General features: G+C 69.8%; 19 protein-coding genes. 10 read left to right on the top strand and 9 right to left on the bottom strand.

Features of this window, described 5'->3' with window-relative positions; genetic code table 11:
• Window positions 1-3 precede the first annotated feature (3 nt).
• Window positions 4-894 (top strand): SDR family oxidoreductase, encoded by an 891-nt coding sequence (locus AFR_RS07590; protein WP_023359322.1) that lies wholly within the window; start codon window positions 4-6, stop codon window positions 892-894.
• Here the strand turns inward: AFR_RS07590 and AFR_RS07585 are convergent.
• Window positions 887-1474: a hypothetical protein gene (locus tag AFR_RS07585; RefSeq protein WP_023359321.1), complete on the bottom strand. Its 588-nt coding sequence runs from the start codon at window positions 1472-1474 to the stop codon at window positions 887-889. The two genes, AFR_RS07590 and AFR_RS07585, sit on opposite strands and share 8 nt — an antisense overlap.
• A gap of 100 nt (window positions 1475-1574) precedes the next feature.
• On the opposite strand from AFR_RS07585, the gene AFR_RS07580 reads away from it, so the two are divergent.
• Both AFR_RS07580 and AFR_RS48570 read left to right on the top strand, forming a co-directional pair.
• Window positions 1575-2816, top strand: coding sequence for a GNAT family N-acetyltransferase (locus AFR_RS07580; RefSeq protein WP_023359320.1), 1242 nt, complete (start codon window positions 1575-1577; stop codon window positions 2814-2816).
• Between the two features lie 29 nt (window positions 2817-2845).
• Window positions 2846-3331 carry a hypothetical protein gene (locus tag AFR_RS48570; RefSeq protein WP_169739452.1) on the top strand — a complete coding sequence of 162 codons (486 nt, stop codon included), beginning with the start codon at window positions 2846-2848 and terminating at the stop codon, window positions 3329-3331.
• 3 nt (window positions 3332-3334) lie between these two features.
• Here AFR_RS48570 and AFR_RS07570 read toward each other — a convergent pair whose 3' ends face one another.
• From AFR_RS07570 to AFR_RS07550, 5 genes are all read right to left on the bottom strand, one after another.
• Window positions 3335-3808, bottom strand: coding sequence for a ribose-5-phosphate isomerase (locus tag AFR_RS07570; protein ID WP_023359318.1), 474 nt, complete (start codon window positions 3806-3808; stop codon window positions 3335-3337).
• 23 nt (window positions 3809-3831) lie between these two features.
• On the bottom strand, window positions 3832-4749 hold the full coding sequence (locus AFR_RS07565) for an alpha/beta hydrolase (RefSeq protein WP_023359317.1): 918 nt from the start codon (window positions 4747-4749) through the stop codon (window positions 3832-3834).
• Window positions 4749-5939, bottom strand: a complete 1191-nt coding sequence (locus AFR_RS07560; RefSeq protein WP_023359316.1) for a DUF1015 family protein — start codon at window positions 5937-5939, stop codon at window positions 4749-4751. Before AFR_RS07560 ends, AFR_RS07565 begins: the two co-directional genes overlap by 1 nt.
• 61 nt (window positions 5940-6000) lie before the next feature.
• A complete protein-coding gene (locus AFR_RS07555; RefSeq protein WP_023359315.1) occupies window positions 6001-6243 on the bottom strand; it encodes a hypothetical protein in 243 nt (80 codons plus the stop codon).
• 67 nt (window positions 6244-6310) lie between these two features.
• Window positions 6311-6937: a DsbA family protein gene (locus tag AFR_RS07550; RefSeq protein ID WP_023359314.1), complete on the bottom strand. Its 627-nt coding sequence runs from the start codon at window positions 6935-6937 to the stop codon at window positions 6311-6313.
• A 111-nt stretch (window positions 6938-7048) separates the two neighbouring features.
• Between AFR_RS07550 and pepN the strand changes: the two genes are divergently transcribed.
• Together pepN and AFR_RS07540 are read left to right on the top strand one after the other, a co-directional pair.
• Window positions 7049-9622, top strand: a complete 2574-nt coding sequence (gene pepN / locus AFR_RS07545; protein ID WP_041840682.1) for an aminopeptidase N — start codon at window positions 7049-7051, stop codon at window positions 9620-9622.
• Window positions 9623-9744: 122 nt separating this feature from the next.
• Window positions 9745-10305 (top strand): Uma2 family endonuclease, encoded by a 561-nt coding sequence (locus AFR_RS07540; protein WP_023359312.1) that lies wholly within the window; start codon window positions 9745-9747, stop codon window positions 10303-10305.
• Here the strand turns inward: AFR_RS07540 and AFR_RS07535 are convergent.
• Both AFR_RS07535 and ctaJ read right to left on the bottom strand, forming a co-directional pair.
• Window positions 10302-10685 carry a DUF5130 family protein gene (locus AFR_RS07535; protein WP_041841889.1) on the bottom strand — a complete coding sequence of 128 codons (384 nt, stop codon included), beginning with the start codon at window positions 10683-10685 and terminating at the stop codon, window positions 10302-10304. The two genes, AFR_RS07540 and AFR_RS07535, sit on opposite strands and share 4 nt — an antisense overlap.
• Window positions 10686-10779: 94 nt before the next feature.
• Entirely contained in the window at window positions 10780-11058 is a 279-nt protein-coding gene (gene ctaJ, locus AFR_RS07530; RefSeq protein ID WP_023359310.1) for an aa3-type cytochrome oxidase subunit CtaJ, read from the bottom strand.
• Between the two features lie 223 nt (window positions 11059-11281).
• Between ctaJ and AFR_RS47235 the strand changes: the two genes are divergently transcribed.
• Both AFR_RS47235 and AFR_RS07520 read left to right on the top strand, forming a co-directional pair.
• Window positions 11282-11770 (top strand): hypothetical protein, encoded by a 489-nt coding sequence (locus AFR_RS47235; RefSeq protein ID WP_023359309.1) that lies wholly within the window; start codon window positions 11282-11284, stop codon window positions 11768-11770.
• Window positions 11771-11824: 54 nt separating this feature from the next.
• Window positions 11825-12574 (top strand): class F sortase, encoded by a 750-nt coding sequence (locus tag AFR_RS07520; protein WP_238547243.1) that lies wholly within the window; start codon window positions 11825-11827, stop codon window positions 12572-12574.
• Window positions 12575-14505: 1931 nt separating this feature from the next.
• On the opposite strand, the gene AFR_RS44850 is transcribed toward AFR_RS07520, so the two are convergent.
• Entirely contained in the window at window positions 14506-15048 is a 543-nt protein-coding gene (locus AFR_RS44850; RefSeq protein ID WP_041840681.1) for an HNH endonuclease, read from the bottom strand.
• Between the two features lie 234 nt (window positions 15049-15282).
• On the opposite strand from AFR_RS44850, the gene AFR_RS07510 reads away from it, so the two are divergent.
• The 3 genes from AFR_RS07510 to AFR_RS07500 all read left to right on the top strand — a co-directional run bounded on the left by AFR_RS07510 (window position 15283) and on the right by AFR_RS07500 (window position 18351).
• Entirely contained in the window at window positions 15283-16350 is a 1068-nt protein-coding gene (locus AFR_RS07510) for a mechanosensitive ion channel family protein (protein WP_052359668.1), read from the top strand.
• Window positions 16351-16573: 223 nt separating this feature from the next.
• On the top strand, window positions 16574-17929 hold the full coding sequence (locus AFR_RS07505; RefSeq protein ID WP_023359304.1) for an MFS transporter: 1356 nt from the start codon (window positions 16574-16576) through the stop codon (window positions 17927-17929).
• Window positions 17926-18351, top strand: a complete 426-nt coding sequence (locus AFR_RS07500) for a globin (protein WP_023359303.1) — start codon at window positions 17926-17928, stop codon at window positions 18349-18351. The genes AFR_RS07505 and AFR_RS07500 overlap by 4 nt, the downstream gene beginning before the upstream one ends.
• Window positions 18352-18402 lie beyond the last annotated feature (51 nt).

Here is an 18402-nt window from a genome sequence, read left to right as displayed (position 1 = left end):
CCTATGGACCAATACACCGCTCAGGACCCCCGCAGCCAGCATCCCGGACCTGCGCTGCGGGGAGGAGACCAGACCCATCCCGGCAAGACGAACAAGATGCCCGACCGTCCCGATCACGGCGAGGAGACGTACCGGGGCTCCGGCCGGCTGACCGGCAAGCGTGCCGTGATCACCGGTGGCGACTCGGGCATCGGCCGGGCCGTGGCCATCGCGTACGCCCGGGAAGGCGCGGACGTCCTGCTGTCGTACCTGCCCGAGGAGGAGGACGACGCCCTCGACACCGCGCAGCTGATCGAGAAGGCGGGACGGACCGCTGTGCGCGTACCGGGTGACATCCGCGACCGGGCGCAGTGCGAGGAGATCATCCGCCGGGCGGTCGACGACCTCGGCGGGCTCGACATCCTGGTGAACAACGCGGCGTTCCAGATGGCGCAGCCCGGCGGGATCACCGACATCACCGACGAGCAGTTCGACCGCGTCATGAAGACCAATCTGTACGCGATGTTCTGGCTCTGCCGTGCCGCGGTGCCGCACCTGCGCCCGGGCGCCACGATCATCAACACCGCGTCGATCCAGGCGTACCAGTCGTCGAGCGCGCTGCTCGATTACGCGACCACCAAGGGCGGCATCGTCGCGTTCACCAAGGCGCTGGCCGAGGATCTCGCCGAGCAGGGCATCCGGGTCAACGCGGTCGCACCCGGCCCGATCTGGACGCCGCTGATCCCCGCGACGATGACCGACGAGAAGGTGGAGAAGTTCGGCTCCGACACCCCGCTCGGCCGCGCCGGGCAGCCGTCCGAGCTGGCGCCGGCGTACGTCTATTTTGCGAGCCAGGAGTCCAGTTACACGACCGGTGAGGTGCTCGGCGTGACGGGCGGCAAACCGGTCAGCTGAACAGTCCGGCGACCCAGTTGAACGCCGTCATGACCCATTCCGTCTGCTGCAGGTGGGCGATGCCGACGCCCACCAGGAACAGTCCGGCCACCACGTGGGAGCCCCGGGCCGTGCGGCGGACACGGCCGAACTGACGCTCCAGGACCAGGCGGCCGATCAGGCGGGACAGGGCGAACAGACCACCCGCGACCAGCACCGACACGATGAACACCACGATCGGTGCGGTCAGGTCGCCGTCGCTGGAGATCGCCCAGATGCCCCAGCAGACGAACGCGAAGAGCAGGCCCGCGAAGCTCCACTCGCCGCCCCGGCGCAGCTGCCCGATGTGCCAGGAGAGCGAGTGGCGCTCCTGCGGGGTCTGCTCGCCGGGCCAGCCGGTGCCCGTCGGCTCGTGCTCGGCCGCGAACGGCTGGGTGCGCGGGTGCGGGTTGACCGCGGCGCGGCCGCTCGAGAACGGTGACGGCTGCGGCGGCGCCGCGGATGCCGGTCGAGGCTGCACCGGTGACGTCGGCGGCTCGGCCCAGGGATCCTGCGGCGGCATGTCGAGCGTCCGCTCGGACCACTGCGGTTGCTCAGGCATCGTTCCCCTCCCCGGTACGGCCGGTTGCCGCCCTCCTCCGAGAGTAACGAGCGCGCAAATATGAGTCGCCGTCACGCGCCGCTTCCGTTACACAAACACCATGGACGACTCCACGATCCCCCTCCGGGCAGGCGACGCCGACGACTGGGCCACCGTCTCCGAGCTGCTCGGCAACGCCTTCCACGAGGCTGTCGACGAGAAGTCGCGGGAGGTGGAGGGTTCCGTCGTCGAGGCCGAGCGCACGCTCGTCGCCGAGGACAACGGCGAGATCGTCGGGCATGCGGGCGCGTACACGAGGGAGTTGACCGTGCCCGGCGCCATCGTGCCGGCCGCCCATGTGTCACTGGTCGGGGTTGTCCCCACGCACAAACGGCGAGGTCTGCTGACCCGGATGATGCACCGCCAGCTGCGGGAGATCGCGGCCGCGGGCCGCGAACCCGTCGCCGTCCTCTGGGCCAGCGAGACCAAGATCTATCCCCGGTTCGGCTACGGACATGCCGCGCAGCGTCTCCGCATGGCGATCTCCACCCGAGAGGTACGCCCACCCGCCGCACTCGATCCCGCCTCCGGTGCCCGGCTGCGGCTGGTCAAGCCGGCGGACGCGATGGCGGAGCTCGCCAAGGTCTACGAGCAGCTCCGGCCGGACCGCACCGGCTGGTCGAGCCGCGACGACCGCTGGTGGCGTTATGTGCTCGCCGACCTGGAGTCGCACCGTGACGGTGCCACCGCCCTGCACGGTGTGGTGCACGACACCCCCGGAGGCCCGACCGGGTACGCCCTCTGGCGCGTCAAGGCGCAGTGGGACCGCTTCGGGCCGAACGCCGAGATGGAGATCCGCGAGGTGGTGGCGGCCGACCCGGCGACGTACGCCGCCCTGTGGAACTTCCTGCTCACGACGGATCTGGCCCGGACGGCGCAGGTGCACTTCGCCGCGGTCGACGAGCCGCTGCAATATCTGGTCGACGAGCCCCGCCGCCTCGGCAGTGTCCTGGCCGACGGCCTGTGGGTCCGCATCGTCGACCTGCCGAAGGCACTGACCGCCCGCGAGTACGCCACCCCGGTCGACGTGGTCCTCGACGTCACCGACGCGATTCTCCCCGCGAACACCGGCCGCTGGCGGCTGACCGCGGGCCCGGACGGCACCGCCACCTGTACGCCCACCGACGACCCCGCCGACCTGGCCTGCACGGTCCTGGAGCTGGGGTCGGCCTACCTCGGCGCGACGTCACTGGCGGCTCTCGGCGCGGCGGGCACGGTCCGTGAGCTGACACCCGGCGCGCTGCGGCGAGCCTCGACGGCCTTCGGCTGGCACCGGGCGCCGAATCCGACCGAGGTGTTCTGAGTGGGCCGGGCGGCGGTAGGTTCGGCGTCATGGGCGAAGAACCCGAACGTCGACGCCGCCGCTTGCGTCCCCCCTCGTCGTCCGCGACCCCGCCCGCCGCGCCGGCCGACCCGGCCACCGTCGCGCCCGGGCCGCCTGTGAGCGCCACCCCCGCCGCCGAGGCGGAGAGTGCGCAGGCTGAGACGTCGGCGGTCCTGGACCCCGTCGAGGAGGCTCCGAAGCCGGCTGCCCGGCCACCGCGGGCGGTGGTGACCGGTCGCCCCGCGCGGCCCGCGAACACCGGCCGGCCGGTTTCCCGGCCGACCTCGGGTGCGGGGGCCGGCGGTGACGACCAGTCCGAACGTGGCCTGCGTGGTCTCGTCGGCTCGGGATCGTCGCAGGTCAGCGTGGGTGCCGCCCTGCGTGCCCGCGATGCCGCCCGGCCGACCGAGCAGCAGCTCGCCGAGGCCGACACCGAGCTGGTGATCGTGCGGCGGAACTGGATGCCGCGCGAGGACCTGCCCCGGAACAGGTAGGGCTCAGCTCGCCGGGAGCACCGGCAGCTCGCGGGTCTTCTCGTACTCCGAGAGCTGGGCGATGCGGCGGGCGTGCCGCTCGTTGCCCGAGAACGACGTCGTCAGGAACGCCTCGGCCATCGCGGTCGCCTCGTCCAGCGTGTGCTGGCGGCCGCCGATGGAGAGCACGTTCGCGTCGTTGTGCTGACGGGCGAGCTGGGCGATCTCGACCTTCCAGGCGAGCGCCGAGCGCACCCCGGCGATCTTGTTGGCGGCGATCTGCTCGCCGTTGCCGGAGCCGCCGATGACGATGCCCAGGCTGCCCGGATCGGCGACCACCTTCGCGCCGGTGTTCAGGCAGAAGGCCGGGTAGTCGTCCTCGGGGTCGTAGACGTGCGGTCCCACGTCGACGACGTCGTACCCCTGCTTGGCCAGGTGGTTGACGAGGTGCGTTTTCAGCTCGAAGCCGGCGTGGTCGGAACCCAGGTAGACGCGCATGACCGCAGTCTTTCAAACCGCGCTCAGAACGTCAGCGCGGCCCGCAGACTCACTGCGATCTGATCCGCGGCCGCCCGGGCGGCGTCGAAGAGGGCCAGCTTGCGCGCGAAGCCGTGATTGACCCCCGCGTAGCGCACGTGGACGACCTGCACACCGGCCGCGACCAGCGCGTCGGCATAGTCGGCGCCCTCGTCACGCAGGACGTCGTACTCGGCGGTGAGCACCAGCGCCGGTGGCATGCCCGCGAGGTCCTCGACCGCCAGGGGCGCCACGTCGGGGCTGAAGCGCTGCGCGACCGCAGGCACGAACGTCTCCCAGGCCAGCCGCATCGACGCGCGGTCCAGGCCGTACGCGCCGACCTCGTCGTAGGACTCGGAGGCGGTCATCGGGTCGATCGCCGGGTAGATCAGGACCTGGAAGTCGAGCGGGGTGACCGCGTCCCGCTGGCGCCGCGCGGCAACCGTGGCGAGCTGCCCGCCCGCGCTGTCACCGCCGATCGCCAGCCGTGAGGGGTCGACGCCCAGACCGGCGCCTTCCTTGCGGATCCAGGACAGCACCGTCTCCACGTCGTCCAGAGCGGCCGGGAAGACGTGTTCCGGCGCCAGGCGGTACCCGACCGACAGCACGGCGCAGCCGGAACGGTCCGCGATGCGCCGGCAGAGCCGGTCGACCGTCTCGATGCTGCCGTAACACCAGCCGCCGCCGTGCAGGTAGACAAAGACGGGGGCGCCGACACGGCCCGCGTAGAGCCGGCAGGGCACACCGCCGGCGTCCACGTCGACCACCACGGGCAGCGGGATCGCCGGGCCGCACTCGGCCTCGACGGCATCCTCCATCGCCTGACGGGCGAAGACGAGCTGCTCGTAGGGGTCCGCCTCGAGAACCTCCGCGGGTGGGCGCCGCCGGACGGCCAGCGACGCCTCCACCTGGGGGTGCAGCATCAGTCGAGCTGGGCCAGCACGAGGCCGCCGCGGGCCTTCGGCGTGAACCACGTGCTCTTGCGGGGCAGCTTCTGCCGGGCGAGGTTCACCGCGACGAAGTCGTCGACCGTCACCGGGGCGATCAGCACGGCGAGCTCGGCCCGGCCCGCGTCGACCTCACCACGCAGCCACTCCGCCGGATAGTCGCCGCCGACGTACGAGATGCGCTTGTCACCCGGGTCGAGCCCCAGCACGTCACCGAGCAGGATCCGCTCGACCAGGGCGTGATCGAGGTTGTCCACCGCACCGGCGCCCTCGGCCGACGGGAGGACGACCGAGAACGAGCGGCCTCCCGCGTACAGCTCGATGGTGCCCTTGGCGGGGACGGCCGCGGGGCGCGGCAGCTCCTCGACCCGCGCGCCGGCCGCGGTGAGACGCTCGACGAAGTCGGCGGCCGGGAGCTCGCTGATCAGGCGGTTGTAGGGCTGGATCGCGACCGAGGCCGGGGTCGTCACGACGGCCAGGAAGCGCGGCAGCCCGCCGGTCTGCGCGGCCAGGCTGCGGTGGTTGCCGTCGGCGACGACCAGCTCGCCGCCACCGGCGAGCGCGGTCAGCTCGTCCTGCAGCGGGCCGGCCGGAATCACCCAGATGGCGTGCGTGCGGCCGCTCTGATCGGTGTCGGTCGCGGCCGGCGCACCGGCGGCGTCCGTGGCCGCGGCGAGCGCCGCGTGCAGCTCGTCACCCTTGCCGGTCTGCAGCAGCAGCACGGGCGAGAGCAGCGTCTGCAGGGCCTCGGCCAGCGCGACCCGCTCGCGCACCTTGGCGATGAACACGTCCTCGTTGCGGATCACCAGACCCGGCTCGTCGGCGCTGGTGGAGATCTGGTCGGTGTCGACCATCGACCACAGGCCGTAGGCGGCGGGCTCGCCCGGGGCGGTGATCCGGTAGAGGACCACCACGTCGGAGGCCGGCGAATAACCGCCCGCGGCCTTCGCCTCCGCGAGGCGCGCGGCGGCGTCGGGAAGGCAGTCCAGGAACGCCTTCCCCACGGAATCCGGCGCCCGGTGGGGCATCTCGATGGCCAGCGCGCTGTGCGGGTTCGCGGCGATGATCGCGGTGATCTCCGCGTCGTCGGCGAACTCGTCGTAATTCTGCGCGCCGGTGCCGCCAGTGGTGATCCAGGCCCGGCTGATCGGGTGCACGACCGTCATGCCCGCGAACCTACCGGCGGGGTGTGACGGCCGTGCGCACACCCCGGGGGTCGTCCCACGCTCAGCGTGACCGCTTCGCTCGCGCGTACGCGGGGACGGACGGCATGTTGCCCCGCATCTTGGCCTGCCTGGCCCGGCGCTCGACCGCGACGGGCTCCGCCGGTGACTGCACCGGCAGGCTCGACACGGTCACGGGCGGCGCCACCATCGCGGCGACATCGGCGGGCAGATTGGGGCAGAAACTGTCCCAGACGCCGCGATGCACCGCGATGGTGGAAGTGGCAACGCTGTCGGTCTCGGCCATCAGTGCCTCCGGTCGAATGTGGTTCTCACCTCATCCAACGCTGACCGGTGGCCCTGGGTAGCGACTTCTACTCGAAAATCGGTCCTACGTCGCGGGTGCGCTTGAGTTCGTAGAAGCCGGGCGTACCGGCGACGAGAACGACGCCGTCCCAGAGCTTGCCCGCCGCTTCGCCCTTGGGGGCCGGGGTCATGACCGGGCCGAAGAAGGCGATCTTCTCGCCCTCGACCGGGCCCGGCGCGTGGATGACCGGCGTGCCGACGTCGGTGCCGACGGGCTTCATGCCGGCGTTGTGGCTGGCCGTCAGAGCGTCGTCCCAGGCGTCGCTGCCGGCCGCGTCGGCCAGGGCGGGGTCGAGGCCGACCTCGGTCAGCGCCTCGGTGTAGAGCTTGCTGTCCAGCTCGTACTTCTGCAGGTGGATGCGGGTGCCGAGGGCGGTGTAGAGGTCGCGGAGGACCTGCGGGCCGGCGGACTCGGCGGCGGCGATGCAGACCCGGACCGGACCCCAGCCCTTGGTCATCAGTTCCTTGTACTCGTCCGGCAGGTCCCGGCCCGCGTTGAGGACCGAGAGACTCATCACGTTGAACGTGACATCGACGGGACGGACCTTCTCCACGTCGAGCAGCCAGCGGGAAGTCATCCAGGCCCAGGGACAGATCGGGTCGAACCACATGTCGACCGCAGCGCGTTCACTCATACCTCTGATCCTGCCCCGTACCGCCGGGATGCAGCGGTGACATGCGCCACGCGACGAGCACATAGGGTGACGTGGAAAGCTCTAGGTCGAGGCGATGATGCCTGGACCAGCATGGAGGAGAGTGAAGTGGCCGGAGTTCGTAACCTGACCCAGGTCGAGGCCGCCGAGCGGGCCCGCCTGCTCGAGGTGACGGGGTACGACATCGCCCTGGACCTGACCGACGGCCACGGCGGGCCCGGCTCGGGGACGTTCCGCTCGACGACCGAGGTCACCTTCCGCAGCACCGAGCCCGGCGCGACCACGTTCATCGAGGTCGCCGCGGCGAGCGTCCGGTCCGCGACGCTCAACGGCACGCCCGTCGACCTGTCCGGCTGGTCGGCCGAGAAGGGTCTGGCGCTGAGCGGGCTGGCGGCGGAGAACACCCTGGTCGTCGACGCCGACTACGCGTACTCCGCGAGCGGGCAGGGCCTGCAGCGCACCGAGGACCCGGTCGACAAGGAGATCTACCTCTACAGCCAGTTCGAGACGGCGGACGCCCAGCGGGTCTACGCGGCTTTCGACCAGCCCGACCTCAAGAGCGTGTTCACCTGGCACGTCACGGTGCCGGAGCACTGGAAGGTCGTCTCGAACATGCCGGAGCGGGAGTCCGTCCCGGCCGGCACGGGCGCCAAGACCGTGCACTTCGACACGTCGCCGCGCATGAGCACCTACATCACCGCGGTGTGCGCCGGCCCGTACTACGAGATCCGTGACAGCCACGACGGCATCGACCTGGGCGTCTTCTGCCGCGCCTCGATGGCGCAGTACCTGGACCCGGACGACCTGTTCCTGATCACCAAGCAGGGCTTCGACTTCTTCCACGAGCAGTTCGGCGTGCGCTACCCGCTGCCGAAGTACGACCAGCTGTGGGTGCCCGACTTCAACGCCGGCGCGATGGAGAACTTCGGCTGTGTCACGCACGCCGAGGCGCACTACATCTTCCGCTCGCAGGTCACCGACTACGAGTACGAGCAGCGCGCCAACACGATCCTCCACGAGCTGGCCCACATGTGGTTCGGCGACCTGGTCACGATGCGCTGGTGGAACGACCTGTGGCTGAACGAGTCGTTCGCCGAGTGGGCGAGCCACTGGTGCAACACCACCGCCACCCGCTTCACCGACGCGTGGTCGACGTTTCTCTCGGTCCGCAAGGCGTGGGGTTACCGCCAGGACCAGCTCTCGTCGACGCACCCGGTCTACTGCGAGATGCCCGACCTGGAGGCTGTCGAGGTCAACTTCGACGGCATCACGTACGCCAAGGGTGCGAGTGTCATCAAGCAGCTGGTGGCGTACGTCGGGCTGGACTCGTTCCTCGCCGGGCTGCGGGCGTACTTCCAGCGGCACGCGTGGGGTAACGCCACGTTCGACGACCTGCTGACCGAGCTGGAGACCGCCTCGGGCCGTGAGCTGCGCAAGTTCGCCGCGCAGTGGCTGGAGACGTCGCAGGTCAACACGCTGCGCCCGGTGGTCACGATCGGCGCCGACGGCACGTACGAGAGTGTGGTCGTGCGGCAGGAAGCGCCGGCGGCCTACCCGACGCTGCGCACCCACCGGATCGGCGTGGGCCTCTACGACCTCGACGGTGACCGTCTCGTGCGGCGCGACCTGCTCGAGATCGACGTGAGCGGCGAGCAGACGGAGATCCCCGCGCTGGCCGGTGTCCGCGCCGCGGACGTGCTCCTGGTCAACGACGACGACCTGACGTACGCCAAGCTGCGCCTCGACGAGCGTTCGATGGCAACTGTCGTGCAGCACATCGACGGCTTCGAGTCGTCGCTGCCGCGGGCGCTGGTCTGGGCCGCTGCCTGGGACCAGCTCCGCGACGCCGAGCTGGCCGCCCGCGACTACATCGCGCTGGTCCGTACCGGTCTGCCCGAGGAACGCGACATCAACCTGACCACGGCGACGCTGCGTCAGGCAGCCACGACCCTCACGATGTACGCCGACCCGGCGTGGGCGCCGACCGGCTGGGCGCAGCTGGCCGAGACCGCCCGGGACGCGCTGGCCGCGGCCGAGCCGGGCAGCGGCTTCCAGCTGGCCTGGGCGCGCGCCTTCATCAACGCCGCCCGCGGCGACGACAACCTGGCGGTCCTGCGCGGCTGGCTCGACAACACCGGCATCCCCGCGGGGCTGACGATCGACACCGAGCTGCGCTGGTCGATCCTCGAGGCGCTGGCCGCGAAGGGCGCGGCGACCGACGAGGAGATCGAGCAGGAGCTCGCGACGGACCGGACGGCCAGCGGCGAGCGTGAGGCCGCGTTCGCCCGGGCGCTGCTCCCGACCGCCGACAACAAGGCCCGTGTCTGGGCGCAGCTGACCAGCGACGACAAGCTGCCGAACTGGCTCAGCCGCTCGCTGCTCCAGGGCTTCCAGACGTCGACGCAGGTGGAGTTGACCGCGGAGTACGCCCCGAAGTTCTTCGAGGTCGTCGACGCCGTCTGGGCCCGTTCCGACAGCGAGCCGGCGCAGGAGTTCGCGATGCTGGCGTACCCCGCGTACCAGGTGAGTGAGGAGACGGTTGCGCTGACCGACGCCTGGCTCGCCGCCGAGGGGCACTCGCCGTCGCTGCGGCGCCTCGTCGCCGAGGGCCGTGACGGTGTGCTGCGGGCGTTGAAGGCCCGGGCGAAGGACGCCGCCGCCGCTTGATGAGTTTGTGCGGGTCGTGAGGGATTCGATTCCTCACGACCCGCGAAACTTACGGGGTCGAAACCCACCGGAAACAACGCAGCGTGAGTACGCTGGCACTCCACGCTGATGGAGGTGGCCCGGTGGCGATCGGTACGAACTCCCTGGTGCGCTGGACCGCCCCGGACGGACCGTGGACCGAACCGGACCTGCATCTCTTCCCGCAGGACGGCCACCGTTACGAGATCGTCGACGGCAGCCTGCACGTCACACCGCCCCTGGACGGCCCGCACGAGACGGTTGTCCGTGCGCTGGTCACCGTGCTGCGTGGTGCCGCACCGGACGGCTGGTGGGTCTGCGCGCGGCTCGGCATCGAGTCCGGCACCAGCAACCTCATCCCGGACGTGACGGTGCTGCGGCCGCATTCGTCCGGCGCCATCTGGGCCGACCCCGCCGACGTGGCCCTGGTCGTCGAGGTGGAGACGGCCACGAGCCGCCGTTTCGACCGGCTGCTCAAGCCCACCCTGTACGCCGACGCGGGCATCGAGACGTACTGGCGGATCGAACCGGACCCGGAGCCGGTGCTGCACACGTACGCGCTGGGCCCGGATGGTTATGTCCACGAGAAAACGATGCAGGGCGCCGACCTGGTGAAGGTCGACGCCCCGTTCCCGGTCCGGGTTTCCCCGTCCGCGTGGCTCTAGTGTCTGCCGGCGTGTGACGCCAGCTGGTCCAGCCCGGAGAGGACACCGCCGGCGAGGTCTCCCCCGGCGAACGACGCGGCCATCGACAGCGCGGCCAGTTTCGAGTCGCGGTCGGAGATGCGCTTCCGCGCGTCAGGGCCGGTGACGATCTCCAGCATCCGCTGGTTGGGCGACACGGCGATGAGGACGGCCGTGGCGGCACCCTTGAGCTGCCGGTGCAGCTGCTCGGCGTGCTCGCGCACCGGTTCCTCGAGGTCGCCGATGTAGACGCTGAACGTCAGCCCGGTCTGCTGGTCGGCCACCCGCAGGGCCTCGTCGAGGCGCAACAGCTGCCGGGTCGTGAACGGCCCGTCGAGCGCGTCGATGCCGTCCTGCGACATGGTCAGCTCGGGGTTCTCGGTCAGCGTCGGGCCACCCGGGTGGTCGAGCGCGGTCAGCGGCTGCTCACCGGGACCCGAGATCACCTCTTGGTGCTCACCAACGGTCACTTGCGCCTCCTGTCGTGCCGGGACGCACCGCAGCGCCGGACGAATCCTCGATGACCCCCGCCGGCAGCGCCTTCTGCGTGCCGGGCGCGGTCACCTGCGCGGGTGACGCCAGGAACCAGATCGGCTTGAAGTCGTAGGGCCGGCCAGGACGGTAACGGCGGGCCGGCCGGGCCCGGCTGCTGCCGGACAGCGAGAGCGCGGCAACCACCACGATGATCCCCAGAGGGATGACCGCGTAGACCAGAATCGTGCTGAAAATCGACAACCTCAACGCCCCCAGGCGTCAAAAGGAACCGGGCAATTTCACTGTGTTCCCAGTGATCCGAACGGTAATCACGGTAGCGGAGTGTGGGCCGTCACGGACCGCCGGGTGTCAACACCTCCGAAGTGGGATCACCGCAGCAACGCGAAAACGGCCCGGAGGTGCGAAAATCACCCTCACGCGCCGTCCGCGAAGTTCCTGCCGCGAACGGCAGAAGGGGGAGGTCATGCGCACGTCCGTCCCGGCCGCACTCGCGGCGATCGCCCTGGCCATGCCCGTTGTCCTCCTCGAGTCCTCCCCAGCCCTGGCCGCGGACGTCTTCGTCGAGACGAACCCCAGCACCGTCCGCGCCGGCGACGACATCGGCATCCGCGCGAGCTGCGACGACAACCTCAAACCGGCCACGGTCACCGCCGGCCCCATCGGCACGGTCACGGTCTCCCCGAGCTACGGATTCCTGACCACCACGACCCGCGTCCCGTCCGCAACCGACCCCGGCGACTACCCCGTCCGGCTGAAATGCCCCGACGGCAAAACCGCCGAGAACACCCTCCACGTCGTCGTGAAGGTCGAACCCGCCCGCGGCCCGGCCACGGGCGGCGGCGGCACGGCGGAGGGCCGCTCGGCCCCACTCCTCATCGGCGGCGGCCTGGCCGCGCTCGGGGCAGCAGCAGCCCTCGGCGTGGCCGCCGCCCGGCGTCGCCGACTCGGCTGAGGCCACCCCATGGCCCGCCCGGTGACCTCCCGGCCGGCACCCCCCGGCCCCCGCATGCCCGACTCCGTCCTCCGCCGCCGCCCGGCCGAGGTCATCACCCGCCCGGAACGCCTCCCCGCACCCCGCCCGGCCCCACCCCGCCGCACCGGCCGCACGCCCCTGCCGGCCCCGCACCCACCCCGCGGCCGCCGCCCACTCCCCCTCGGCCTGATCGCGGTGATCCTGGTCTTCGTCGGCCTCTTCTGCGTCGGTGCCGGCCTCGGCTCCGCCACCGGCTTCAACCTCGGCGACCTCTTCAAAGGCCCCGACAAACCCCCACCCCGCGCCTTCCCCGTGCTGGACCCGAGCACCCCCAAACGCCTCACCATCCCGGCGATCAAGGTCGAAGCCCCGATCCTCGGCGTCGGACTGGCCAAGGACGGCTCCGTCGACACCCCACCCCTGAAAAGACACAACGAGGCCGGCTGGTTCAACCAGGGCCCCACACCCGGCCAGTTCGGCCCGGCCCTGATCGTCGGCCACGCCGACACCCGCACCGGCCCTTCGGTCTTCCACAACCTCGGCAAACTCAAGCCCGGCCAAAAAATCGAAATCCTCCGCGAGGACCACCAGGTCGCCGTCTTCCAGATCAACTCGGTCGAGCACTACAACAAACAAAAACTCCCCATCAAACGCGTCTACGCCGACTACTCCCGCCCCTCCCTCCGCCTCCTGACCTGCGGCGGCAACTGGCTGGGCGGCGACGAAGGCTACAGCGACAACGTCATCGTCTTCGCCAGCCTGATCACCACCAAAGAGAGGTAGCTGGTCTCTGCATCTGGGCGGGCGGGACCTCGGTGTCGGACCGATCAAGGGCGAGGGGCTGTCGTGCCTGGTTGCAGGGTGCTGACCGTCGCTCACGCCGAGACCGGGCACGGGCGGCCAATCGCCTGGCGGCTCATGACCAGCCACCCGCACCCTGCCACCTCCGTGCACCCACACCGCGCCGGCGGATCTCCGCACCTGCGTCCGAACCCAGGCCGCGCTCTCGCCAGCCGGCCCACACCCGGCCCAACTTCGAGGAAGTCGGGCTGCCGGGGACTCCCCGCTGCCCCAACTTCAAGGAAATCGGGCCTCCCGCTGCCCAACTTCAAGGAAGTCGGGCTGCCAGGGCCTCGGCCCTGCCCGACTTCAGGGACGTCAGGTCATCGCCGCCCCTCGCAGGCAGCTCGACCTAGGGAAAGTGGCGCCACCACGAATCTGCGGAAGTGAACCCGGCACAGGCCCGCACACACTCCAACTTCAACGAAGTCGGGCTATCCCGAGGCTGCCCACTGCCCAACTTCAACGAAGTCGGGCTATCCCGAGGCTGCCCACTGCCCAACTTCGAGGAAGTTGGGCTGTCCAAAGGCCGTCCACTGCCCAACTTCGAGGAAGTTGGGCCATCCAGAGGCCGCCCACTCCCCAACCTCAGGGAAGTCGGGCCATCCCGTGCCTGCCCACTGCCCAACCTCAAGGAAGCCAGGCCACCCCTAAGCCGCCAACTCCCCAACTTCGAGGAAGTCGGGCCTTCCAGAGGCCGCCCACTGCCCAACCTCAAGGAAGCCAGGCCACCCCTAAGCCGCCAACTCCCCAACTTCGAGGAAGTCGGGCCTTCCAGAGGCCGCCCACTGCCCAACCTCAAGGAAGCCAGGCCATCCCTAAGCCGCCGACTCCCCAACTTCGAGGAAGTCGGGCCTTCCAGAGGCCGCCTACTGCCCAACCTCAAGGAAGTCGGGCTGCCCCAAGCCCGCGCACTGCCCAACTTCAAGGAAGTCGGGCCATCGCGAGCCTGCACACAAGCCGACTGCCATCACCTTCACCGGCATGTGACCGGAACAGGCCTCCCACTTCTAGAAAGTTGGGCCATCGCTGCCCCACCCGGTCCCCGATTTCGAGGAAGTCGGCCATCACAGGCCTGGCCCGCTCCACGACCTCTAGAAAGTCGGGCCGTCACCGCTCCACTCGCCGCTCAACCTCGGGAAGCTGGGCCGTCCCAGGCCGCCCGCTCCCCAACCCCCAGAAAACCAGGCCGTCCCGAGCCCGCCCACTGCCCTCCCTCAAGGAAGTCGGGCCACCACGACCCCGCCCGCTGCCCCACCTCAAGGAAGTCGGGCCTTCCTGAGCGTGTAATGGCCCAACCTCAAGGAAGTTGGGCCTTCCCGAGCGTGCAATGGCCCAACCTCAAGGAAGTTGGGCCTTCCCGAGCGTGCAATGGCCCAACCTCAAAGAAGTCGGGCCAGCACCACCCGGTGCACAGCCGGCCCAGAGCAATCGCGCCGCCACCATGACTTCGCGGGCGTTAATCCGGCACGGGCTCCGCGCATGGCCCAACTTCTAGGAAGTTGGGCCGTCACGATGCGTTTGTTGCCGGACTTCGAGGAAGTTGGGCTGGTTGAGGTTCTGGTGGAAGACCACGACCGACGTACCCGGGCTCGAACGTCACTCTTTCGAGTCGGAGCCCGCGCTACTTTCACCGGCCCGGCCACCGACCAGCCGTTGACCTTGGCGTAGCTGGCAGGGGCGCGGTCACCCGCTCATGAGCCGCCGCGCCCGCCGGACGCGAGTCCGGCCAGCAGGGCCAGGACGGCGAGATCGCAAATGAGGAGCAGCGCGAGCCACCAGGCGATTAGGTGCCCACGCCCGACCTCAGCGAGAGCGCCGGTCAGCACCAGGCAACCAGGCACGACTTCAAGCCCAAAGACAGAACCGCCCGGTCAGGCAGCTTCAGCCTCGGCCGACTTGGGAAGGTCGAGCCAGTCAGCCCACCGAGGGTCAGGAGTGCGATGGCCCAGAACCCGCCACGCAACCCCACGCGGCGCAGCCGGCGCAGCATGCAGCCGCCACCCCAACTCCGCAGGCGTTTTATCCCCTTTGCTGTGATTGCACTTGGCGCACGCAGCCACCACGTTTTCCCACGCGTGGAGCCCGCCACGACTACGGGGGAAAACATGGTCGATGGTCTCGGCAGACCCTCGGCAGTACGCACACCGGCCACCATCACGGGCGAAGATCGCGCGGCGGGAGAGGCCGATGTGGGTGCGGTACGGGACCTTCACGTACCGGGTGAGGCGGACCACGGACGGGACCGGGAGGGTGTGGTGCGCGCTGTGGAGGATGCCGTCGCCGTCGGAGACGGGCTCTGCTTTGGCGGTCAGCACCAGGATGGTCGCCCGACGCACCGATACGACGCACAGCGGCTCGTAGGTGGCGTTCAAAACCAACGCGGAGGAGCCCACTGTGGGTCGTATGTCAGGCATCGCGATCACCCTTCGGTGTAGGTGCTTGCAACCGCTCCCGTGTGCTTGTGGTCATAGTTCGAGCGCCGGATCTACCGGTGCTCGTGCGCCAATAGTCCCTGATGGAAGACGAATTGGCGAGCACAATCTGTGGCCGGCTCGTAAACGTCTGAGGTCTCGTGTGAAGATGTCCGGTTCCGCTGGGGTGCGGGTGGCCCGGTAGGTTAGGGCCCCGTGATTCCGGTTGCCCCACCCATCCCCGCTCCCTCCGGTTCGACCGAGCCGTTTTTCAACGGAACCCCGAACGTCTCGGAGAGCTGCAAGACCGACGCCGTCTGCAGCTGGGTCTTCGACAAGACCGACATACAGTGGCTCGCCAACAGCAGCTACGTGATCATCGTGAAGCCGCTGCGGATCATCGTGATCATCGTGATCGCGATGTTGATCCGGTGGTTGTTGCACCGGGCGATCAAGCGGCTGACCGCCACGACGTCGCGGGCGGCGATGCCGGCGCTGCTCAAGCCGCTGCGGGAGCGGGCGGACAAGCAGCAGGAGGCCGCGGAGAACACGTTCATCCCTGAGCGGCGGCGGCAGCGGGCCGAGGCGATCGGTTCGGTGCTGCGGAGTTTTGTCACCGCTGTCGTCTTCACGATGGCCGTGCTGCTCGTGATGGGTGAGCTCGGCTTCAACCTCGGGCCCCTGCTGGCCAGCGCCGGCATTGTCGGTGTGGCCCTGGGTTTCGGTGCGCAGAGCCTGGTCAAGGATCTGATCGCCGGTCTTTTCATGCTGCTGGAGGACCAGTACGGCGTGGGTGACTCGGTCGACCTGGGTGACGCTGTCGGTGTGGTCGAGACGGTCGGCCTGCGCGTGACCACCGTGCGCGACATGCGCGGTGTGCTCTGGTACATCCGCAACGGCGAGATCATCCGGGTGGGTAACAAGAGTCAGGGCTGGGCGATGGTGGTCATCGACATCCCGATCGGCTTCGTCAACTCCGAGGAGGCGACGGCCGTGCTGCGCGAGGCTGCGCTGGCGCTGGCCGAGGAGCCGGAGCACTCGACGGAGTTCCTGGAGCCGCCGGACGTCATCGGTGTCGAGCAGATGACCGTCGACGGTGCTGTCATCCGGACGATCGCGAAGACGACCGCGGACGGTCAGCCGATCGTGCAGCGGGAATTGCGCCGCCGGTTGACCGAGGCGCTGGAGACCTCGGGGATCTCCGAGCGGATCGCCGTGTCGCGGATGCTGCCCCGTTCGGCGGTTCCGCCGATGTATTCCGGGGGTTCGTCCGACTCGCCGAGCACGCCGGGAGGCGCCACCTGACCTGCGAAGAGGGCATGATGGGGGAGGTCCGGACTCGGCCGAACGGCTGACCTTCGCTCCGTACGCCCTAGCCAGGACTCGGACGATCGGGCAGAATCCTGCAAAGAGCATCTGCACATGCAGCGTCACGTTCGCGCGGATTCCGATACCCGGAGAATCTTCGCGAACGGGACCGGCCGCCGTCGGCGATCCCGCCGGCCGTCGCGATCGATGGAGGGCCCTGGTGTCGGACGACCGACCGGCCGACCCGGCCGACGGCGTGACGGAGCAGGACCGCCCGGTCACTTTCCGGGACGTATTCGCGGTGCGTGAATACCGCGCGGTCTACCTGTCGCTGGTCGTCAACTGGCTCGGCGACTATCTGGCCCGCGCCGCGATCATCGTGCTCGTCTACCAGCAGACCGAGTCGGTGCTGCTGTCCGCGGCCTCGTTCGCCGTCAGCTATCTGCCGTGGATCGTCGGCGGTCCCCTGCTGGCCACGCTGGCAGACCGCTATCCGTACCGGCGGGTGCTGATCGTCGCCGACCTGACCAGGGCCGTGCCGATCGCGCTGATCGCGCTGCCCGGCATGAACGTCTACGCGATCCTCTGCCTCCTCTTCGTGGCGATGCTCGGCGCCCCGCCGACACAGGCGGCGCGGTCGGCCCTGCTGCCGCTGATCCTGGAGCGCCGCAAGGTCGTCACGGGCGTCGCCCTCAACGCGTCGACCTCGCAGGCCGCCCAGGTCTTCGGATACGTCCTGGGTGCGACCCTCGCCGTCGCGGTCGACCCGCGACTCGGCATCGCCCTCGACGCGATCTCCTTTGTCGTCTCCGCCGCCCTGATCGCGATCGGCGTCCGTCCGCGGCCCGCTGCCGCGGTCCCGTCCGGGCGTCAGCACCTCCTGCGTGAGACCGGTGAGGGTTTCCGGCTCGTTTTCGGTACGCCGTTGCTGCGCTCGATCGCCCTGATGGTCTTCGCGCTGACCACCTTCACGATCCTGCCGGAGGGTCTGGCCGCCGGCTGGGCCGCACTGTTCCACGAGGACCACAGTGCCCGCGGCTTCGACCAGGGCATGATCATGGCGGCTGGTCCGGTCGGGTTCGTGATCGGCGGGATCGCTGTCGGGCGGCTGCTGCGCCCGTCCACCCGCCGCAAGCTGATCAAGCCGTTTGCGCTGCTCGCGCCGACCGCTCTGGCGCTGACGGTCCTCGCCTCCAACGCCGGGACGGTCGCCGTGTTCGTCGCGATCTCCGGCATCGCCCAGGGTGGTCTGATGCCGACCCTCAACGGCGAGTTCGTGCTGGCCCTGCCGCACGGTTACCGCGCCCGGGCCTACGGCGTCATGCAGGGCGGCGTGCAGTTCACGCAGTGTTTTGCCGTGATCGCGACCGGCGCGCTGGCCCAGTTCACGTCGATCCCGCTCGTGGTCGGTCTGTGGAGCGCCGGCGGCCTGCTGCTGATGATCTTCCTGGTGGCTCGCCGGCCCCAGCTCGCGGCGGTCGAGAGGCCGGACTCTCCGGCTGTCGAGGTTGTTCCAGCAACGCACGTCACACCGGGCCAGGTTCAGGCCGGTACTGCTGGCAAACTGGACAGGTGAGTGCAGCGAACGAGCAACAGGAAGCCAGTTTCTTCGAGGCCGTCGGTGGCGAGCCGACCTTCCGCCGGCTCGTCAACGCCTTCTACGAGGGTGTCGCGAAGGACCCGATCCTGCGCCCGATGTATCCGGAGGGCGACCTCGGCCCGGCCACCGAGCGTATGACGCTCTTCCTGATGCAGTACTGGGGCGGGCCGAGCACCTACTCGGAGACCCGGGGGCATCCCCGGCTGCGGATGCGGCACGCGCCGTTCCAGGTCGGCCCGGCCGCACGGGACGCCTGGCTGCACAACATGCGCGCCGCCGTCGATTCGTTGCACCTGCCGGAGCCCCACCACAGCGCGCTCTGGGACTATCTCGAGCGCGCGGCGTACTTCATGGTCAACGCCGAGGATCCGCAACCCGGAGGTCAGCTCGCTCGTTGATCGGATGAATTCCGCGAAAGTCTCATCACGGACATAGCGGCCCCGATCCCA

Origin of the sequence: Amorphoplanes friuliensis DSM 7358 (genome assembly GCF_000494755.1) — a bacterium.
Lineage (GTDB): Bacteria > Actinomycetota > Actinomycetes > Mycobacteriales > Micromonosporaceae > Actinoplanes > Actinoplanes friuliensis.
The sequence above is the reverse complement of the archived record's forward strand: the minus strand, read 5'-3'. Positions and strand labels throughout refer to the sequence as shown.